We start from the raw sequence: 19,451 nt of genomic DNA on the forward strand, positions 1-19,451 counted from the left end.
AGCGAATGCAGACTCAAGAAAAGCGCCTGCTAAACGATCAAACAAGATCATGCCCCCTAAAAGGAGGGTGGGTTAGTTTCCGACTTGTAGATGAGTTTGGGGAAGGAAAACCATACGCAAGCTTAGAATATGAAGTTACGGATTGCGAGGGCACAAAGCAATCTGGTTCGCTTGACGCAGAAGGATACGCAAAAATTGAAGGAAACTATAGCGGCCCACTGATACTTACATTAGCTAAAAAGTATTCTGGTGGAATCCCTTGGTACGAGGAGATTAGTGACCGCAAGACGTATCCTATTCCGCTGACAGACTTACAAGTCGCTGCTGAACAAACTTTACGTCGTCCCATCGGGAGCACCAGCAAAACCGGCGCATACCGTGCCTCGGCGGAGAAAGGCGATTTTCACAACGTTGAAGTTCGTGACCTTGTCGAGCTCAGTAGCCATTTGCCCCCTGCTGCAAAGCTTTCCAATCCTGTACCAGCAGGTTGCGCCAAACTCGCCCGTGATTTCGCCGGGGACAAAGTTCCGAGTTTTGGTGTAGGCCTGCTACCAGAAAAACACTATGTCCTCGAAGTTCGCGCCTTGCGCGCATTCAGACCGCTTCTGTCGCTGGCGCCAGCATTCAGTGCGTTGAACCTTTATCAACTGTCGCTGCTGGCCACGCTCAGTTACGGTGCTTTCGGTCAGACACCCGAGAAAGCTGACGCGACCCCGAAAAAAGATTTTGCGTTCACCTATCCCTCGCGCGGCACCATTGGTCATGTATTGAATACTTGCCTCGCGTGTTTCGAGGAGCCGTCGAGTTACGCGGATTCCAAGAAGCCATCGTTTCCACTCGTAGAAGATGTGCCTTACTCCAAGCGCCTGGAAATCGTACCCTTCGATCCAGAACTTTACCCTCAGAATGATCCATCCTCTGGTGAAGAACTGGAAACCCCCTCAGACGTGCATTTTTTCAATGATTTGAGACAAGGTGCAACGGACTGGAAAAATACCGACACCCAGGCCTATGCCACCCACGATGACCGGATCATCCTTATCGGTGTACGGGGTACGGCCGAAGGTTGGGACGGCTGGCGAGATGCCGATGCCAAGCAGGTGTCGATTGAGGGCGGAACCGGCAAGGCGCATCAAGGCTTTTATGAAGCATTCATGGCGTTGCGGCCATTTATAGACCGCTACATTCTTCGCTTTCGCACCAATCAAAAGATCATCGTCTGCGGCCATAGTCTGGGCGGCGCCATTTCCTTGCTGCTTTCGGAATGGCTCCATCGTGAGATTACCAGCGACGTCATCCTTTACACCTTCGGCTCACCGCGTGCTGGCGACAAAGACTTTGTCGAGTCCGCGAGCGGTCTGGTTCATCACCGGATCGTCAACCAGAACGACCCTGTGCCGAGCGTACCCGCCGGTTGGATGGATACCAAAAAGCCGATCTGGATCACCGGTCTTGCGGCGACGGTATCGGGTGTTCTAACACCTGCCGCTGGTGGGTTGGTCTTTGCCGCAGGCATGACGCGTTTCGGTGGCAAGCCTTATTGGCACCACGGTGAGCAACGCTACTTCATGCCATTACGACTACCTGGTCAAGGTGTCTCTTCTGTGTTGTGGACGCCCAACTGCGAAGGTTATGAAGAAGCCGCCATGACACGCTGCATTGCGCAGTTGAAAAACAATGACACACCTGATCGCAAGCAATTCCTGGTGCAGGCGGCCAACGGCGGCGATCACAAAATGCTCGACGGTTATATTCCGGCATGTTGGGCATCCCTGCGCCGGTGGCAGGACACCCTGAAAACCGGTGGCTATATCATCAGTACCACGGAATCTGATCGATTGAAGCTTGAAGTCGAAACTTATCGTATTCAACTCAAGCAATGGCAGAGCAGAGCCGATGCAGAGTTTCCCGGCGGCACCATTGAAAGCCGGCCACAAGATCGCTCTACCGCATCACAACGGCGCTCGACAATGTCTGACCTTCAGGATCGGCAAAGAGCTATCAGGCAAGCGGTGAAGCATAACGAGAAAGAACTGGAAGCCCTTGAAGAGACGCTTCGGACCATCACCCGCCTGAGTACGACGAAACTCACGCTGGCTGAGATCTATGGCGATTGCACCGCGCTTGCTGACCTGCAGACCCACATTGACCGGTGGGCGGAACACAAAGAAAATCAGGAGTCGGTACGTTTGGCGCAGATTCCTTCGGCAAGAAATACGAGCATGGCTTGATACGAACATTATGTTAATCAATGCCTGCACAGTGGAGGGAGTCGTCAGACTCCCCTTCCATCCTGTTACGTTGAACTCACACCGGCGCCTTCCAACTCAACATCTGCTGCTGCGCCACCTGCAGCAAATCATTGCCATCCTGCGTCAGCAGGTACAGCGCATGGGTGATGTGTGGAATGTCTTGCACGTCGGCGTGTTTGAAGCACAGGCAATGCAGGGTTTCGAGCAGGTCGGCGGCGGCGCGGATGCGCTGGACGGCGGCTTCGAGGATGTCTTTCGGGTTGGCCTGGGTGTCGATGAGCAGTGTCGGGGTTTCGGTGACGTTGCTGCTTAGGGGGAGATAGCGGTTTTGTAGCAGTTTGATTATTGGCATCGGTGATTACTCAATTGGGGCGAAAGTAACCGCCAGCACTGTGACCAAACAGTGGGAGGCGGACTGTGTGCAGGCTTGGTCAACCGAGAACAACCCCAACTCAGCTCGCCCGAAGGCGTCCTGCACACAGCCGCCACAGCAATGCACCGCACGGAGATAGATGTCCGCAGCGCAAATGATGGCACATCTGCAATAAGGGAAGTTGTCAGGTGACCAAACCCGAACCACTGATTTTGCAGCGGCAACCGACAATAACCGCCCCGCTCCAGCCGCCGAAAGCAGACAAGGCACCAGCCTTTGTAGGAATTCGCCAAACATCCCTAAGAAAACTACCCACTCCCTGACAGCCGGCGTTCAGCTCGGTTAACCATCTCTTAACGCCGAGGTCAAAAACTCTACTGAACCGCACGCCCTCAGCCATTCTGGCTGTCGCCCGGTGCGGCAGGTTCGGCTGAATCTCGCCGAACTGTAGAACCGCCACACGGGAGTCCCTTCATGAACATTCGTCCTTTATTGCTCACTGCCGCCCTCGCCTGCACCGCTTTTGCCGGGATGGCCCAGGCCAATGACACCTCTGCCACGTCCAAAGCCGTGCCGTATGAGTACGGTATGCCGCTGCATGTGGCCAAAGTGGTGTCGTTGACCGAGCCGCCAACTCAACTATGCAAGGTGGTTACGGCCGACATGAAGTACATCGACAACGCCGGTAGACCTGAGGAAATCAGCTATCGGAAATTATCTGACGCGTGCAACTTCCAGAACTGACAGAAACGTCTGATTTGCGGGTTTGCGGTAGGCGTGAAGTGTTTCGGCGGTTATTCTCGAAACCCTTCTCACTGCCGCAAGGATTGGCCATGCAGTTGTCGTTTCGCACGTTGTCGGGTCTCACTTCTTCATTATGCTTTCTGCTGGCGCTGGCCTGGGGCGTTTTCCCGGACCGGCTGCTGGCGATCTGGAGTATCGAGTATTCCGACGCTGCCGGGTTTGTCGCGCGGCGCGGTGCGGTGCTGTTTGCGGCGCTGGGGGTGATGTTTTATCTGGTGCGCAACGCACCCCCGTCGCTGGGGCGCAATGCGCTGAGCAACGGCTTTATCGTCGGTTGTTTTGGTTTGGCGGTGCTGGGTTTCGCGGAATGGCTGAACGGTCATGCCGGCCCCGGGATTCTGCTCGCGGTGCTGGTCGAGTTCGCGCTGGGCCTTGGTTTTGTGCAGGCCCGGCGCGTGACGGTCGAACTGGGTGAAACGGTGCGTTAAACGGCTCTGGAGCGTGGGCTGTAGTGATGCTGCACAGTTTGCTTGTTCAGATCCGATCGCAGCCCGGCGATCAGTTCGTTGATTTCACGACAGCCATTGAGGTGGCTGGCGTCGATGCCACTGACCAGCAGATCGACCTGATCGGTCTGGTGATCGCCAAAGACCTTGACGGTCATCGACAAGTCCGGCGACAGCGTGCACTGGCAGCGTTTCGGCAGAAAACTGCTTTCAATGATATTGCGTAGTTCCAAGGCAGACAGAAACATGGCGAAACCCTCTCCTTACTGTGAGATGCCAATCAAGTATTCACGCTGACCGTTGCGGCCCCTGCACGGGTGTGTCCCCGCTGTTTCCCTGGGTGCGACAAGCGGTGGTACTGCGAAATGCCCATTGGAGTGTAGGCGCCCAAGTCCGGTGCGCCGCACTGAAAAGACGCATAAAGCGTGCCTTTCATCGGTTCATTTTCACCCTCATGAAATCAAGCACTTGGCGACGGTGCCAGTATTTGGCTATTTGCAAAATGCATGAACGGCGTCTGCAGGCACTGCATTTTGCAATTCCGCGCCTGTTTGCAATCAAGGCGCATGACGGTAAGAATGCCGACATCTACCCTACACCCGCACGGAGGCTTCCATGGGTTCTTTACGCGTCTACGCGACCACCGGCTTGTTTATCGCCAGCCTGTCCACCCTCGCCCACGCCGCCAAGCTTGAGGACGTCGCGCCGTATCCGAAGGCTGAGGCCGGGTTCACCCGCCAGGTCATTCACCTGCCCAAGCAAGAGCAGGAAGAGAACTTCCAGGTGGAAATCCTCGCCGGCAAAACTTTGGAGGTGGACTGCAATCGCCAGCGTTTGGGCGGCGTTCTCGATGAAAAGAATCTTGAAGGCTGGGGTTATCCGTTCTATCGACTGGAAAAGGTCATTGGGCCGATGAGCACGATGATGGCCTGCCCGCCCGGCAGCCAGAAGAAACGTGCATTCGTGCCGGTCGTCGGTGATGGTTTCATGTTGCGTTACAACAGCAAGTTGCCGGTCGTGGTGTATGCGCCGTCGGACGTCGAAGTGCGTTATCGCATCTGGTCGGCGTCGGACAAAGTTGGTACAGCGCTGCAGGAATAACCCGAACAAGGAGTGCGTCGTTTGATTACCTGCCACGTCCGATATGTCATTGATCCGTACCAATTGCCCGAGTTCGAGGCCTACGCCAAGGCCTGGCTCGGCATCGTCGAGCGCTTGGGCGGCACGCATCACGGCTACTTTTTGCCGTCCGAAGGCGCGAGCAACATCGCTTATTGCCTGTTCAGTTTTCCGTCGCTGGCGGATTACGAAAGCTATCGGCACATCGCGATGACTGACCCGGAAAGCACCGCACTGGTGGCCAGTCTGGTCGAGAAGAAGTTTATCGTCAGCTACGAGCGCAGCTTCCTGCGCCCCTTGCTGCCGTAAACATCTTCACGCCGAGACGCCGCACACCGCGGCGCGCTCGGCGACATGGCGCAGGCTGTCGAAGTTGATATTGGCGCCCGAATCGATCGCCACGAATGTCTGCTCTTTCACCCCGGTTCGCGCTACGTATTGCTTGATCCCAGCCACGGCCAGGGCGCCGGAAGGTTCGGTGATCGAGCGGGTATCGTCGTAGATATTCTTGATCGCCGCGCAGAGATCGTCGTTGCTGACGGTGATCACCTCGTCGACGCAAAAGCGGCAAACCTCAAACCCGAACGCGCCGATCTGCGCTACCGCCACACCATCGGCGAAGGTGCCGACATTAGGTAGCACGACGCGCTGATCGGCTTCCAGCGCGGCCTTCAGGCACGCTGAGTGTTCGGATTCGACGCCGATGATCCGCACTTCCGGGCGCAGGTATTTGACATAGGCCGCAATGCCCGCGATCAGTCCACCACCCCCCACCGGAACAAAAATCGCATCCAGCGAACCTTGGTGCTGACGGAGGATTTCCATGGCCACGGTGCCCTGTCCGGCAATCACTTCCGGGTCATCGAACGGAGACACGAAGGTGCGCCCGCTCTGTTCCGCCAGTTGCAGCGCATGCGCCAGCGCGAACGGGAAACTCTCGCCGTGCAGCAACGCTTCAGCGCCACGACTGCGCACACCCAGCACTTTCAATTCCGGCGTTGTCGCCGGCATGACGATGGTCGCCGCGATCCCCAATTCGCGTGCTGCCAGCGCCACGCCTTGCGCGTGATTGCCAGCCGATGCGGTGATTACCCCACGTGCCTTTTGCTCCTCGGTGAGTTGCACGAGTTTGTTGTAAGCGCCACGGATCTTGAAGGAGAACGTCGGTTGCAGGTCTTCACGCTTGAGCAGAATCCGGTTGCCCAGCGCCTCCGACAGCGCCGGCGCCGCTTGCAAAGGCGTGCGCACCGCGAGGTCGTACACCGGCGCGGCGAGGATCTTTTTCACATAGTGTTCAAGCAGGGTTTGCTGATCGGGGCTGTGCGGCATGGTCGTCTCCTGACATTTTTTCAAAACCCCGGAGACAGAAAGTAAAAACCCGCCTCTAGGGCGGGTTGGGTGCTGCAGTCGTGAGCTAGCCCGCCAAATGAGGAATGGCGGTAATAATCATTGGCTGGCAGCGCGATACAGTCGAAGTCATGGACAGGAAATTAGCCTGCGCGGTGCTGGCAAGTCAATGGCCAATTCTTGGCGGCGGCGTTAGTCTGGCGACTCTCTCATCACACCAAGGAAGGACTGCATGATGTCTATCGCCCTGCCCCTCACGGCTCTGCTCGCTTTTAGCGGTTACACCGTTTCGGTGATGCTCCAGGCTGAACAGTCGTTGATCGACTTCGGCATCAGCCTGATGTCGCGGCCCGATACCGCGCAGGTGGTGATTGATCTGTACCTGCTGGCCACGCTGGCGGGCGTGTGGATGGTCAAGGACGCCCGATCGCGGGGGCAGTCGGTCTGGTCAGTACTGCCTTATTTGTTGCTGACGGCGGTTTTTGTTTCAGTCGGGCCGTTGTTGTATCTGGTGGTGCGTGGGGTTCGCGAACGGCGCAAGGCGGTGGAAAAGTGCAGCCAGGTGAACACCTGAAAGCCCTGTAGGAGTGAGCCTGCTCGCGCCTACACTGGAATATCATGGGATTCAGCCCTTTTTTACGGCGACGAATGCGGCGGTTTCATAAGGCACTGTCACCACGTCCCTGCCGCGCAGCTCCGGCTCTGCGGCAATCAACGCGCGAATCTGCTCTTCGACCTGCGCCCGCTGCGCCTCCGGCAGCGCGGCGATGAAACTGGTGGAGCGCACGCGGTTGAAGATCACGTCTTCCGGCGATCCGGTATGGCCATGGCGAAACCGTTCGACCTGCAGAGGCGCGAATGCCGGGTGCGGAAACGCTTCTCGCCAGACGCCGGTGTAATAGCGCGGCGTGTCACCTTCCAGCGCATTGACGATGGCATCCAGTTTCGGCACCCAGCTGACTTGGGTGTCGCGCAGGTTCCAGATCAGCCCCAACTTGCCACCTGGCTTGAGCACCCGGGCGATCTCGCTCAGCGCTTCGGCGCTGGCGAACCAGTGAAACGCTTGCGCGCAAATCACCACATCCACTGAAGCGTCCGGCAACGGCAGGTCGGTTGCGGTGCCGCTCACCGCCAAGACCTGGGGCCATGCGTCAGAGAGTTTTTCCAGCATTTGCGCAACGGGCTCAACGGCGATGACTTGCGCGCCGGTCGCCAGCAGCCGTCCAGTGAACTTGCCAGTTCCAGCGCCCAGATCAATGACGGTTTTATGCCCGTCCAGGCCCAATGTTGCGGTCAACCATTGACTGACCTGCGGCGGATAGTCCGGCCGTCCTTTGACGTAGGTGTCGGCAGCGCTTTTGTAGCCGGCAGCGGCTGAGTGATGGACCTGATCGTTCATGACAATGCTCCTTTCGGCAAAAACATCGGATCGACGGCAGACGCTCCGAGCATAGCGCTTGAATTTCCGCTGGACTTGAACAGTCACTGATAAAGCAATGAATAAAAATTCACCCTGTGATGTTCAAAGTGAAACATAACCTTCTGTGGAGCCTTGCCCATGACTATCCGTTCCGTTATGTTCGCCGCCCCGTTGCTGCTGGTCGCGGCGATGTCCAGCCAATTGGCCCTGGCCAGTGGTGACGAAAAAGACCCCGTCCAGAAACCTGAATGCCCGAAAGGCCAGGTCTGGGACAGCAAAACGCAAAGTTGCGTGCTGCAGACCAGCAGCCTGCTGCCAGACGCCGACCGTAGCGTTTACGCCTATCGCCTCGCCAAGGCCGGTCGCTACGAAGAGGCCCTGGCGCCACTCGATACACTGAAACAGCCGAACACCGCCAAAGCCCTCAACTATCGCGGTTACCATCAACGATTCATCGAAACCTGAGCATTTAAAAAGGGCAGCCATCATCGTCAGCGATCAGGCCTTCAGAGCAGAACTCGGACAGCATCTGGCGCGCCTGTGGCGCTACGGTTTGTTGCTGTCGCGCAATCGGCATGTGGCCGAGGACCTGGTGCAAGCCACGTGCTTGCGTGCGCTGGAGCGCGCCAGTCAGTACGTCGCCGGCACGCGCATGGATCGCTGGCTGCTGAGCATTCTGCATTCGATCTGGCTCAATGAATTCCGCGCTCGGCGCGTGCGTCAGGGTGCGGGTCAGGTCAATGCCGAGGGCCAATGGGCGATCGATGGTGAGTGCACCGCGCAGACACATGTGATGGCCGCGCAAGTGATTCGGCGCGTCGACGCGCTGCCCGAGACCCAGCGCGAAACGGTCTACCTCGCCTACGTCGAAGGCTTGTCCTACCGCGAAGTCGCTGAAATCCTGCAAGTGCCGATCGGCACGGTCATGAGCCGTCTGGCCACCGCCCGCCTGAAACTCGCCGAATACCCGCCGCTGCAAGCGGTACCCAAATCCACCGAAGGAGACCGGTCATGAACACCCCTTCGGATGAGCAACTGGTCGCCTACCTCGACGACGAAATCGATCGCGACTATCGCCACCAACTCGACAATGCCATCGCCGAAGACTCGTTGCTAAGCTTGCGCGTGCAATGGCTCAGTCGCAGCAATCTGCCCTACAAGAATGCTTATGACGAACTGGCGCAACAGGCGCCGCTCGATCGCTTGCAAGCACGGCTGGATGCCATTGCGGCGCCGCAACGTCCGGGCTTCAACCGACGATGGTTTCTCGGCGGCGCCGCCGCTGCGCTGTTGGCCGGTGGCGTGTTGGCCGACCGGTTATTCCTCGCCTGGCGTGCCGCGCAATCGAACACCTGGCGTGGACTGGTGGCCGATTACATGGCGCTGTACGGGCCGCAGACGCTTGATCATTTGCCCACCGACGAAGCCTCCCAACGGGCGCAACTACGCACGATCGATGCGCGTCTTGGCCTGAATCTGTCACCGTCAGGATTGAAACTGCCGGAGGCCGAATTCAAACGCGCACAAGTGCTTGAGCACGACGGTGTACCGATCGCACAGATCGTTTACCTTGATGCCAGGCATGGCCCTCTGGCGTTATGCGTCACGCGGGCGAACCACGGTAGCCGGCCGCTTGAGCATGAACGTCGACACGAGATGAACGTGGTGTTCTGGACTGAACAAGAACATGCCTGGATGTTGATCGGACACCGTCCGGCCGCCGCACTCGAGCAGATGGCAACGCTGCTGAAATCGCGATTCATCGGTTAGTGCCCTGAGGGAATCAGGCATCCACTTTGAAGGTATCGAGGGAAAACCAGTCCGGCGTCGGCATATGGAACTCCAGTCGTGCGATCCCCGGTGCATCAAAGGCAACATTGACCGGTTTGCCGTACGAGGTGCCTAACGTCCGACGCCCCAGGAGCGTCCCGTTGCTGGCGAAGTAAGCCACGGTGCTGTCCTCAAAGTTCACGCTCAAATGAAAGAAGCTGATTCGCGAGCAGGCATTCTTCAGTTTTATTTCTACGACTTGCGCCGCCTGGCCAAACGCGTCGCGACCGATGCTCAGTACCTGACCTTCGATCTGGCCGGGAAAGGATTCGCCAATCTCGGAACGAGGCATGATCGCGCATTCGCCGTCACCGGATTTGAACGTGATCTGCATAGCGGGCGTTTCCATGATTGCGCCCTGTCGTGCCGTCTGATTCGGTACCCCGGTGAAATCCTCCATTAACGTCGCTGGAGAATTCAGCACGGTAAATGTCGGCGCATTGAACTCCACTGCCGTGGATTCATCATTGAGCCCGTCATAGGCGACTTTCAACTCCATGCGCAAGGACGTTCCCGGTTTGAGCTTCATAAGCTCGCTGCGAGGCAACGCATTATCCAGCCCGCTGTCTTTTTCCGGTGCTGTCACTGGAGCAGCCTCGGCAATGACAATCGTGTAATCGTCACCGTTGATATCAGTACCGTACAAGCGGAACCAACGTAACTGCCCCACCGCCATCGATGGCCACACTACACATTGCGCCTGCGCGCCACCGATAAAATCAGCCAGATCGAGTATCCCGTTGCGGGCCTGAGGGATACCGGGTGTCGGCAGCCGTCGATCCCGATCCTCGATCCGCTTGAACACCACGTCACGGTGCGCGGAGGGTTGAGGGGCTGCACCACGCAGCAACTCCCACGACAACTGGATTGTCTTGCCATGACTGGCCGCCAGAGTTGCAGACTCGATCAGAAAGTTGGCCCGGTGGTTCTCGTTGAAGGCTTTTGGAGCAAAAACCGGCGAGCCCGGCCCAGCTACGCCCTGAATCAACAGTCGCGCTTTGTCACCGGTTCGATCCTCCAGATACTCGACTCGGGCTGTCACACCGTTGGGCAGATCCAGAGGATCGATCAGGTAACCGGAGCCCACCAGCGCAGGTGGCAAAAGGGTCGCAGCGGGTTCGCCGGTGATGCTCGCTTTCAGGGCGTAGGACCGATCAAGTTCGGCCCCCTGGCTGACGCGCCTATAGGTAAACACTGCATGGCCCTTCGCGGCGGCAGCAAACGCAGCGTAAGGCACAGGGATCGAGTAGGAAAACGGCGCATTCTTCACTTTTTCGCTTAGCGTCAAATGGTCCAGTAACGTTCTGTCCTCAGCGTAGAAGCGCCCCGTCAAAAGGATTTCATCGTCTCTGAGCCAACTGCGCGATACATAGATTTGTGCAATCGCCGGTTCACCAGCCAGCTTGTTCAGGTCGATGATGCTGACGTCATCGTCAGGATCATCGGGCTTCTCGCTGAGGATCGGCGGGTCATACCAATTGCCCTTCCGATTGACATAGAGGTACTGGCTGGCCGAGGCAGGGCTGTTGACATCCGGACTGTTGCCCACGCGATCAAGTACCGTGTAACGCACTTCGAAGCGCGGACTGTCACCCGCCTCGTCGAAGGTTGCCTCATCGATGATCATCTGGATGGGCTGCTGTCGATCCGCTTCTTCCTCACTGACCGGGTGGCGCAAGGTTTTACCATTGCAATACAACACGATGGTGTCGAACGCTCTCATCAGCGGGTAGGTCACCCTGACGCTTACACCTGCAAGCGCACGCTCAGCGTCGACACCTTCATCCACCGCATCCTGATCCACTTCAAGCACCAATTCGGAATGGCCTGCCTCCTCAGGAAAACGGTCCACGTTACCCGGACGCCTGTCGTGATAAATAACCGTCAAAGGCGCCGAAGTTTCGAGCTCCATGCCTCCTCGCTCCAGCCCGTACTCGAGAACGTTCAGCGGACTCTTCCATTTATCCGCAGCCACATAAACGATTACCCGTTGAGTCGTCTCGCCGATGGCGATGGTTTTCTCGGCAACCCGCCCTCCGTTCAAACGCACGACATAGGTGTCATCGCCCTGCGCGGTAGTGGCGGGTTCGATGAGCACCTTCACCCCCTCCGGGTACAGATAAGTGAGTGCCAGAGGCAGCCCGGCGTCTGCATTTTCCGGTCCGGGAACCGGCTGACTCATGCCAGGGATTCGTGGTTTTTCAAGGGTTTTGGCGTTCATAGTGGTCATCCTTTTCCAATCGGGATCCGATGCGAGGGGTGGCGAAGGGGCATGTCCTGCGCATGAGACACCCATCGGCTGCGGTTGCCTACTGTCAAACCTGACAGGTACCCCCTATAAAACCGGTGCAAAACGTTTCCATTGGTCGGAAAACGCAATCCCACTGTGGGAGCGCGCCTGCTCGCGATGACGGTATATCAGCTGAATATGCGTTGACCGACCCGACGCCTTCGCGAGCAGCTCGCTCCCTCAGGTCAATACTCAGAGACATGGACCTCAGACGTTAGTGGGCAACCACAGCCGAAAGCGTGCCCCGCCCAACGGTGAAGACTCCACGGTCAACGTGCCACCCTGCGCTTCCAGTGCCCGGCGGCTGATCGCCAGGCCCAGACCAAACCCACCGGTGGCGCGATCACGGCTGCGGTCGAGTCGATAGAACGGCTCGAATATCCGCTCACGCTCGTCGTCGGGAATCCCGATGCCGTCGTCATCGACCCAGATCTCGCAGCCCTCGGCATTCACCTGCACGCCAATCTGGATGCGTTTCTCGCAATAGCGCATGGCGTTGCGCAGCAGGTTCTGGATTGCCCGCGCGGTCAGGCGTGGATCGAGCGAGAAGCGTTCAAGCTGACCGTGCAGCAACACATCAATGACGATCTCCGGCGACTCCAGCTCTTCATCGACACTGCCCAGAATGCTGTCGATGAACTCATCCAGCGACACCTCGACCTGCTCCGGCAGTTGCGCCGGGTTCTGCAAGCGGCTGTAGGACAGCAACTCCAGGACCAGCTCATCGAGTTCACGGATATGCGCGACCAGTCCCAGCAAGCGCTCGCGACTGGCAGTCGGCAAATCGTCCGAGAGCGCCAGCGCCAGGCCGAAATCCAGACGCGTCAGCGGTGTACGCAATTCATGGGACACGGCGTTCAGCAGATCACGTTGCTGATTGAGCAGGTTTTCGATATCGCCCGCCATGGTGTCGAAGACGTTGGCAAGGCTGCCGATGTTGGAACTCGGGGCGATTTTCGTACGCTCGCTCAAGTGACCTTTACCGAAGCGTTCGGCGGTACCTTTGAGCCGCTCCAGATCACGCCAGTGCGGGCGCAGCCACATCAACAGGCAGGCGAGCAGTGTCGCGCCGATCAGCACGTTGATGCTCCAGTACAACAGATTGACGTCCAGCGGATCCGGCGGCACGACCATTTGCACAGCGGTGGTGTCGTCCAGCGGCGTCACTGCCAGCGTGCGCCAGCCCCAATCGCCGATACGCACGACGTTTTCACCGCGACGCAGGCGCGCCTGCTCGATGGCGGTGAACTTGGCATCGTCGATCCGCGCTAGGACGATGTGCAGCGGCTGGAAATCCTTGTCCATCGACGCCGCCAGCGCCGGCCACTGCTCGTGCGGCACGGCACGAAACTGGCGAGTGATCAGCGATTGCAGACCGCGCGAATAATCGAGGTTGTAAGTGACGAAGCGATCGCGGAACGCCATGACCACCAGATCCGGCACCAGATAGATCGCCGCGCTGTAGGAAACGATCGTCACCAGATACAGGCGAAACAGAATGCGAAACATCAGTTCAGCATTCCCACTCGGAGCGGCTGAACAGGTAGCCCTTGCCCCACACGGTCTTGATCTTGCGCGCCTCGCCGGCATGGTCGTCGAACTTGCGGCGCAGCTTGGAGATCGCCACGTCTACCGAGCGATCGGTACCGTTGAATTCGATACCGCGCAGGCGTTGCAGGATCTGGTCGCGGCTCAGTACCTCGCCGGCATGGCGAGCCAGCACCACGAGCAAGTTGTACTCGCCGCTGGACAACTCGACCGGTTGATCGCGCCAGGTCACGGTGCGTTCGGACAGGTCGATGCACAGATTGCCCATGAGAATGCGGTCATTGGCGGTCAGCGGTTCGCCGAGGCTGCTGCGGCGCAACAAGGTGCGCACCCGCGCCAGCAGGACCCGAGGCTCACAAGGTTTGGTGACGTAATCGTCGGCGCCCATTTCCAGGCCCAGCACCTGATCGTGGCTGTCGTCGCGGGCCGTCAGCATCAGGATCGGCAGCGTTGCCGAGTCGGCGCGCAACAGACGGCAGACTTGCAGGCCATCAAGCCCCGGCAGCATCAGGTCGAGGATCACCAGATCCGGCGGATTGGCCCGCGCCCGCTCGCGCACGTGGTCGCCACGGCCGATCACGCTGACGGAATAACCGTTGCGCTCCAGGTAGCTGGAAATCAGTTCGGCGAGGGCGGTGTCGTCTTCGACCAGGAGGATGTTGGGCATGGGGTGATCCAGATATTGCTGTGGTGGAGGTCAGACCGCTTTCGCGAGCAAGCTCGCTCCCACAGTGGTTTTGCACAGTTCACAAAACCCATGTGGGAGCGAGCTTGCTCGCGAAAGCGGTTTAACCGTCACAAAAGAATTCAAGACCTGAAGGATATACGCCCTCACCCATCCCTGAGTAAAACCCTTACACAATTTCACACAGCGCCTACAAAGCTTCACCGCTAATCTCGGCGTCTGCCCGTAGGATGCGGGCATCAATATTGGGGGTTGTACATGTCGAAGAAACTGCTGGCCGGGCTCGGCCTGATCGCGATGGCGCTGATGCTGAGCGCCTGTGATTCATCCTCGAACACCGAGGATCAGGCGCCACCGGCGACGGTGCGTATCGAGACGATCAAAGCACACCCCCTGACAATCAGCAGCGAACTCAGCGGCCGCATCGCCGCGCCACGCATCGCCGAAGTGCGCGCACGGGTGGCCGGGGTGGTCTTGCAGCGCACCTTCCGCGAAGGCAGCGACGTGAAAAAGGGCGATGTGCTGTTCCGCATCGACCCGGCGCCGTTCAAGGCTGACCTCGATAGCGCCGAAGCCGCCCTGCGCAAGGCAGAAGCCAATGCATTTCAAGCGAAACTGCAAGAACAGCGCTATGCCCAGTTGATCGACGACAAGGCCATCAGCGCTCAGGACTATGACAATGCCCGTGCCAGTGCCCGGCAAACTGCCGCTGACGTTGCGGCCAGCAAGGCTGCCGTCGAACGCGCAAAGCTCAACCTCGGTTATGCCACCGTCACCGCGCCGATTTCCGGTCGTGTCGGCCGTGCACTGGTCACCGAAGGCGCACTGGTCGGGCAGAACGAAACGACGCCACTGGCACGGATTCAACAGCTCGACCCGATCCACGCCGATCTCACCCAGTCGACCCGTGAACTCAACGAGTTGCGCCGCGCGTTTCGCTCCGGGCAGTTGCAGGAGGTTGGCCAGGATCAGGTCAAGGCCACGCTGATTCAGGATGACGGCAGCCTGTATCCATTGCCGGGCAAACTGTTGTTCAGCGACATCACCGTCGACCCGGGCACCGGCCAGATCATCCTGCGCAGCGAATTCCCCAATCCGGATCTGGATTTGCTGCCGGGCAGTTTCATCCGCGTGCGGCTGGAGCAGGCAACGATCCAGAACGGCATCACCGTGCCGCAGCGCGCCGTGCAGCGTGACAGCGCCGGCATAGCCCAGGTGCTGACTGTCGATGAGCAGATGCGCGTCGCCGAGCAACCCGTACAACTCGGTGCGGTGCAGAACAATCGCTGGATCGTCACCGGTGGCCTCAAGCCCGGCGACCGCATCGTCATCGAAGGCCTGCAGCACGCCCGTCCCGGCGAAACCGTGCAGATCGACGACACCCCTCTTCCACTTGCCCAGACCTCTGGTCAGTAAGCAGGACGCTTTTCTATGCCGCAGTTCTTTATCGACCGCCCGGTGTTTGCCTGGGTCGTCGCGTTGTTCATCCTGTTGGCCGGTGCGCTGGCCATCCCGCAGTTGCCGGTGGCGCAGTACCCCGACGTCGCCCCGCCGCAGATCGAAATCTACGCCGTATACCCTGGCGCCTCGGCGCAGACCGTGGATGAAAGCGTGGTCAGCCTGATCGAGGAAGAGCTTAACGGCGCCGATCACTTGCTGTACTTCGAATCGCAAAGCAGCCTCGGCAGCGCGACGATCAAAGCCACGTTCCAGCCGGGCACCAACCCGGAGCTGGCGCAGGTCGATGTGCAAAACCGTCTGAAAGTGGTCGAGTCGCGCCTGCCTCAAGCGGTCAATCAGCAAGGCCTGCAAGTGGAAAAAGTCTCGTCCGGTTTTCTGTTGCTGATCAGCCTGACGTCCAGCGACGGCAAACTCGATGACGTGGCGCTCAGTGATTATCTGGCGCGTAACGTGATGAACGAAATCAAGCGCCTGGAGGGCGTCGGCAAGGCACAGTTGTATGGCGCCGAACGGGCCATGCGCATCTGGATCGATCCGCAGAAGCTGATCGCGTTCAACCTGACGCCGGCTGACGTCAATGAAGCCATCGTCGCGCAGAACGCCCAGGTGTCCGCCGGCAGCATCGGCGATCTGCCCAATCCGTCCAGCCAGGAAATCACGGCGACCATTCTGGTGAAGGGGCAGTTGTCGACGCCTGAAGAATTCGCCGACATCGTGCTGAAGGCCAATCGCGACGGCTCGACCGTGCGCATCGGTGACGTCGCACGCGTCGAGATCGGCAGTCAGGAATACCAGTTCGGCACGCGGCTCAACGGCAAACCGTCCACCGCTGTCGGCGTGCAGCTGTCGCCGGGCGCCAACGCGCTGAACACCGCGACCCTGGTGCGGGCGAAGATGGATGAGCTGGCGCGCTACTTCCCGGCGGGCGTGGAATACAAGATCCCGTACGACACTTCGCCGTTCGTAAAAGTCTCGATCACCAAGGTGATTTACACCTTGGGCGAAGCGATGCTGCTGGTGTTCGCGGTGATGTTCCTGTTCCTGCAGAACGTACGCTACACGCTGATCCCGACGCTGGTGGTGCCGGTGGCATTGATGGGCACGTTCGCGACCATGCTTGCGCTGGGCTTCTCGATCAACGTGCTGACCATGTTCGGCATGGTGCTGGCCATCGGCATTCTGGTGGACGATGCCATTGTCGTGGTGGAGAACGTCGAGCGGATCATGGCCACCGAGGGCTTGTCGCCCAAGGAAGCCACCCGCAAGGCGATGACGCAGATCACTGGCGCGATCATCGGTATCACGCTGGTGCTGGTGGCGGTGTTTATTCCGATGGCGTTCATGCAGGGCTCGGTCGGGGTGATTTACCAGCAGTTCTCGCTGTCGATGGCGACTTCGATCCTGTTCTCGGCCTTTCTCGCCCTGACACTGACGCCGGCATTGTGCGCGACGCTGCTCAAGCCGATTGCCAAAGGCGAACATCACGAGAAGTCCGGGTTTTTCGGCTGGTTCAACCGCCGCTTCGAACGCCTGACCGATCGTTATCAGGGCTGGGTCGGCTATGCACTGAAACGCAGTGGCCGCTACCTGCTGATCTACGGTGTGCTGCTGGTGGGACTGGGTCTGTGCTTCGCGCGTCTGCCCTCCTCGTTCCTGCCGGTGGAAGATCAGGGCTACACCATCACTGATATTCAGCTGCCGCCCGGTGCGACCAAGAATCGTACGGTGGCCGTGGCTGAACAGCTTGAGGCGCATAACGCTGGCGAGCCGGGGATCAGTGACACGGTGGTGATTCTCGGTTTCAGCTTCTCCGGTAGCGGCCAGAACGCCGCCCTGGCGTTCTCGACACTCAAGGACTGGTCGCAGCGCAGCAGTGATGATGGCGCCAGCTCGATTGCCGAGCGCGCCAACATCGCGCTGAGTGACATCAAAGACGCGATGGCGTTTTCGGTACTGCCTCCGCCCGTGGATGGTCTCGGCACGTCGAGCGGTTTCGAGTTCCGCCTGCAGGATCGCGGTGGTTTGGGCCACGCGACTTTGATGCAGGCGCGCACCGAACTGCTCACGGCAGCCGAGAAAAGCCCGGTGCTGATGAACGTGCGCGAAAGTGCCCTGGCCGAAGCGCCGCAGGTGCAATTGGTCGTCGACCGCAAGCAGGCGAATGCTCTGGGTGTGTCGTTCGCCGATATCGGCAATGTGCTGTCCACCGCCGTCGGCTCCAGCTACATCAACGACTTTCCCAATCAGGGGCGCATGCAGCGCGTTGTCGTGCAAGCCGAAGGTGATCAGCGCAGCCAGGTGGCCGACCTGCTGAAAATGCACGTGCGAAACAATGCCGGGCATATGGTGCCGCTGTCAGCATTCGTGCAGGCCAACTGGATTCAGGGCCCGGCGCAGTTGACCCGCTACAATGGCTATCCGGCGATTGCGATTTCCGGCGAACCGTCACCGGGGCACAGCACCGGTGAAGCCATGGCAGAAATTGAACGTCTGGTGGCGCAGGGACCGAAAGGCCTGGGCCAGGAATGGACCGGCCTGTCGTTGCAGGAGCGCTTGTCCGGCAACCAGGCGCCGATCTTGCTCGGCCTGTCGTTGCTGGTGGTATTCCTGTGTCTGGCGGCGCTGTACGAGAGCTGGTCGATTCCGACCTCGGTGCTGCTGGTCGTGCCACTGGGTGTGCTCGGCGCAGTGTTGGCCGTGACGTTGCGCGGCATGCCGAACGACGTGTTCTTCAAGGTTGGCCTGATCACCATCATCGGTCTGTCGGCGAAGAACGCGATCCTGATCATCGAGTTCGCCAAGAGCCTGTATGACGAGGGACACGACCTGATCGATGCAACGTTGCAAGCGGCGCGTTTGCGTCTGCGGCCGATCGTGATGACTTCGCTGGCGTTCATTCTCGGCGTGGTGCCGTTGGCCATTGCCACTGGCGCCAGTTCCGCAAGCCAACAGGCGATCGGCACCGGGGTGATCGGCGGGATGATCACCGCTACGTTGGCGGTGATCTTCGTACCCGTCTTCTTCGTCGTGGTCATGAAGCTCGTACAGCGCTTCACCAAACCCCACTGATCCAGACTGAGGGAGCGAGCAAGCTCGCTCCCACAGGGATCTTTCTAAACTCGAGCCAGTGGTCACACCTGCGATCGCTGGGCTAAGGTGTCTGAACCATCCTGCCCCATCGAGTCCCCATGCGCTTCCTCGCCCGCACCCACCCTCGCCTTTCTGCCGCCGCCCTGCTTGGCCTCGCCACCGGTCTGTTGACCCCCGCCGACTCCATCGTCAGCAAAATCCTCATCGGCTGGAACGCCGGTGTCTGGACTTACCTGATCCTGATGTTCTGGCTGACCGTGCGCGCCAAGGCACCGGACGTCAAACGCATTGCCGAAGTCGAAGATGAAAATGCCGGGCTGGTGCTGTTCGTGGTGTGCATCGCCGCGCTGGCCAGTCTGGCCACCATCACCTTCGAACTGGCCGGCAGCAAGGACCTTGAAACCACGCGCAAACTGCTGCACTACGGCTTTACCGCCCTGACCGTGATCGGCTCATGGCTATTGATCGGGGTGATTTTCTGCGTGCACTACGCCAGGTTGTATTACACCTGGGATGGCAAGGAACCGGCGCTGCGCTTCGCCGAAGGCCTGACTACCCCCAACTATTGGGATTTCTTGTACTTCTCCTTCACCATTGGCGTGGCCGTACAGACGGCAGATGTCGGCGTGGCAACCCGCGATATCCGCAAAATCGTCTTGGCGCAATCGCTGATCGGTTTCGTGTTCAATACCGCCATTCTGGGCTTCTCCATCAATATCGCTGCCGGTTTGTTCGGCTGAAGAGATTCCCGCCCGTCGGCAGCCAGTCGATGTCAGATGATCATTC

17 protein-coding genes and 2 pseudogenes are annotated in these 19,451 nt (G+C 59.1%); 12 read left to right on the forward strand and 7 right to left on the reverse strand.

What is annotated here, in order from left to right; genetic code table 11:
- Positions 1 to 5: 5 nt before the first annotated feature.
- Positions 6 to 2,231 (forward strand): lipase family protein, encoded by a 2,226-nt coding sequence (locus ACM6IV_RS09075; protein WP_414869670.1) that lies wholly within the window; start codon positions 6 to 8, stop codon positions 2,229 to 2,231.
- Positions 2,232 to 2,307: 76 nt separating this feature from the next.
- On the opposite strand, the gene ACM6IV_RS09080 is transcribed toward ACM6IV_RS09075, so the two are convergent.
- Positions 2,308 to 2,604: a hypothetical protein gene (locus ACM6IV_RS09080; protein WP_007912147.1), complete on the reverse strand. Its 297-nt coding sequence runs from the start codon at positions 2,602 to 2,604 to the stop codon at positions 2,308 to 2,310.
- A gap of 495 nt (positions 2,605 to 3,099) precedes the next feature.
- Here ACM6IV_RS09080 and ACM6IV_RS09085 point away from each other — a divergent pair, with 495 nt between their 5' ends.
- The gene (locus ACM6IV_RS09085; RefSeq protein ID WP_414869671.1) at positions 3,100 to 3,369 is read left to right on the forward strand and encodes a DUF2790 domain-containing protein; all 270 of its coding nucleotides are present in this window, start codon (positions 3,100 to 3,102) and stop codon (positions 3,367 to 3,369) included.
- 89 nt (positions 3,370 to 3,458) lie between these two features.
- Entirely contained in the window at positions 3,459 to 3,857 is a 399-nt protein-coding gene (locus ACM6IV_RS09090; RefSeq protein WP_414869672.1) for a hypothetical protein, read from the forward strand.
- Here ACM6IV_RS09090 and ACM6IV_RS09095 read toward each other — a convergent pair.
- Complete coding sequence (locus tag ACM6IV_RS09095) at positions 3,854 to 4,123, reverse strand: DUF1652 domain-containing protein (RefSeq protein ID WP_277762016.1); 270 nt, start codon at positions 4,121 to 4,123, stop codon at positions 3,854 to 3,856. The two genes, ACM6IV_RS09090 and ACM6IV_RS09095, sit on opposite strands and share 4 nt — an antisense overlap.
- A gap of 367 nt (positions 4,124 to 4,490) precedes the next feature.
- Here ACM6IV_RS09095 and eco point away from each other — a divergent pair, with 367 nt between their 5' ends.
- Positions 4,491 to 4,976: a serine protease inhibitor ecotin gene (gene eco, locus ACM6IV_RS09100; protein ID WP_110719216.1), complete on the forward strand. Its 486-nt coding sequence runs from the start codon at positions 4,491 to 4,493 to the stop codon at positions 4,974 to 4,976.
- A gap of 21 nt (positions 4,977 to 4,997) precedes the next feature.
- On the forward strand, positions 4,998 to 5,303 hold the full coding sequence (locus tag ACM6IV_RS09105) for an NIPSNAP family protein (RefSeq protein WP_064362707.1): 306 nt from the start codon (positions 4,998 to 5,000) through the stop codon (positions 5,301 to 5,303).
- A 30-nt stretch (positions 5,304 to 5,333) separates the two neighbouring features.
- Here ACM6IV_RS09105 and ilvA read toward each other — a convergent pair.
- Positions 5,334 to 6,323, reverse strand: a pseudogene (gene ilvA, locus ACM6IV_RS09110) (threonine ammonia-lyase, biosynthetic); the annotation flags it as partial.
- A 250-nt stretch (positions 6,324 to 6,573) separates the two neighbouring features.
- Between ilvA and ACM6IV_RS09115 the strand changes: the two are divergent.
- Positions 6,574 to 6,915: a DUF2834 domain-containing protein gene (locus tag ACM6IV_RS09115; protein WP_414869673.1), complete on the forward strand. Its 342-nt coding sequence runs from the start codon at positions 6,574 to 6,576 to the stop codon at positions 6,913 to 6,915.
- A 51-nt stretch (positions 6,916 to 6,966) separates the two neighbouring features.
- On the opposite strand, the gene ACM6IV_RS09120 is transcribed toward ACM6IV_RS09115, so the two are convergent.
- The gene (locus ACM6IV_RS09120) at positions 6,967 to 7,740 is read right to left on the reverse strand and encodes a class I SAM-dependent methyltransferase (RefSeq protein WP_414869674.1); all 774 of its coding nucleotides are present in this window, start codon (positions 7,738 to 7,740) and stop codon (positions 6,967 to 6,969) included.
- A gap of 159 nt (positions 7,741 to 7,899) precedes the next feature.
- On the opposite strand from ACM6IV_RS09120, the pseudogene ACM6IV_RS09125 reads away from it, so the two are divergent.
- The 3 genes and pseudogenes from ACM6IV_RS09125 to ACM6IV_RS09135 form a co-directional block, all read left to right on the forward strand.
- Positions 7,900 to 8,211: pseudogene (locus ACM6IV_RS09125) on the forward strand (hypothetical protein); the annotation flags it as partial.
- A gap of 37 nt (positions 8,212 to 8,248) precedes the next feature.
- Entirely contained in the window at positions 8,249 to 8,776 is a 528-nt protein-coding gene (locus ACM6IV_RS09130) for an RNA polymerase sigma factor (protein ID WP_414870244.1), read from the forward strand.
- Positions 8,773 to 9,531: a transcriptional regulator gene (locus ACM6IV_RS09135; RefSeq protein ID WP_414869675.1), complete on the forward strand. Its 759-nt coding sequence runs from the start codon at positions 8,773 to 8,775 to the stop codon at positions 9,529 to 9,531. The genes ACM6IV_RS09130 and ACM6IV_RS09135 overlap by 4 nt, the downstream gene beginning before the upstream one ends.
- A gap of 13 nt (positions 9,532 to 9,544) precedes the next feature.
- Here the strand turns inward: ACM6IV_RS09135 and ACM6IV_RS09140 are convergent, their stop codons facing one another.
- The 3 genes from ACM6IV_RS09140 to ACM6IV_RS09150 form a co-directional block, all read right to left on the reverse strand.
- Positions 9,545 to 11,812 carry a hypothetical protein gene (locus ACM6IV_RS09140; RefSeq protein WP_414869676.1) on the reverse strand — a complete coding sequence of 756 codons (2,268 nt, stop codon included), beginning with the start codon at positions 11,810 to 11,812 and terminating at the stop codon, positions 9,545 to 9,547.
- Between the two features lie 276 nt (positions 11,813 to 12,088).
- Complete coding sequence (locus ACM6IV_RS09145; RefSeq protein ID WP_414869677.1) at positions 12,089 to 13,390, reverse strand: ATP-binding protein; 1,302 nt, start codon at positions 13,388 to 13,390, stop codon at positions 12,089 to 12,091.
- 4 nt (positions 13,391 to 13,394) lie between these two features.
- Complete coding sequence (locus ACM6IV_RS09150; RefSeq protein WP_414869678.1) at positions 13,395 to 14,096, reverse strand: response regulator; 702 nt, start codon at positions 14,094 to 14,096, stop codon at positions 13,395 to 13,397.
- A 276-nt stretch (positions 14,097 to 14,372) separates the two neighbouring features.
- Here ACM6IV_RS09150 and ACM6IV_RS09155 point away from each other — a divergent pair, with 276 nt between their 5' ends.
- The 3 genes from ACM6IV_RS09155 to ACM6IV_RS09165 all read left to right on the forward strand — a co-directional run bounded on the left by ACM6IV_RS09155 (position 14,373) and on the right by ACM6IV_RS09165 (position 19,405).
- Positions 14,373 to 15,530, forward strand: a complete 1,158-nt coding sequence (locus tag ACM6IV_RS09155) for an efflux RND transporter periplasmic adaptor subunit (RefSeq protein WP_414869679.1) — start codon at positions 14,373 to 14,375, stop codon at positions 15,528 to 15,530.
- Between the two features lie 15 nt (positions 15,531 to 15,545).
- Positions 15,546 to 18,644 (forward strand): multidrug efflux RND transporter permease subunit, encoded by a 3,099-nt coding sequence (locus tag ACM6IV_RS09160; protein ID WP_414869680.1) that lies wholly within the window; start codon positions 15,546 to 15,548, stop codon positions 18,642 to 18,644.
- Positions 18,645 to 18,763: 119 nt separating this feature from the next.
- Entirely contained in the window at positions 18,764 to 19,405 is a 642-nt protein-coding gene (locus tag ACM6IV_RS09165) for a DUF1345 domain-containing protein (RefSeq protein WP_414869681.1), read from the forward strand.
- The last annotated feature ends 46 nt before the right edge of the window (positions 19,406 to 19,451 follow it).

This window comes from Pseudomonas sp. IT-347P, assembly GCF_949768005.1.
Taxonomy (GTDB): Bacteria; Pseudomonadota; Gammaproteobacteria; order Pseudomonadales; family Pseudomonadaceae; genus Aquipseudomonas.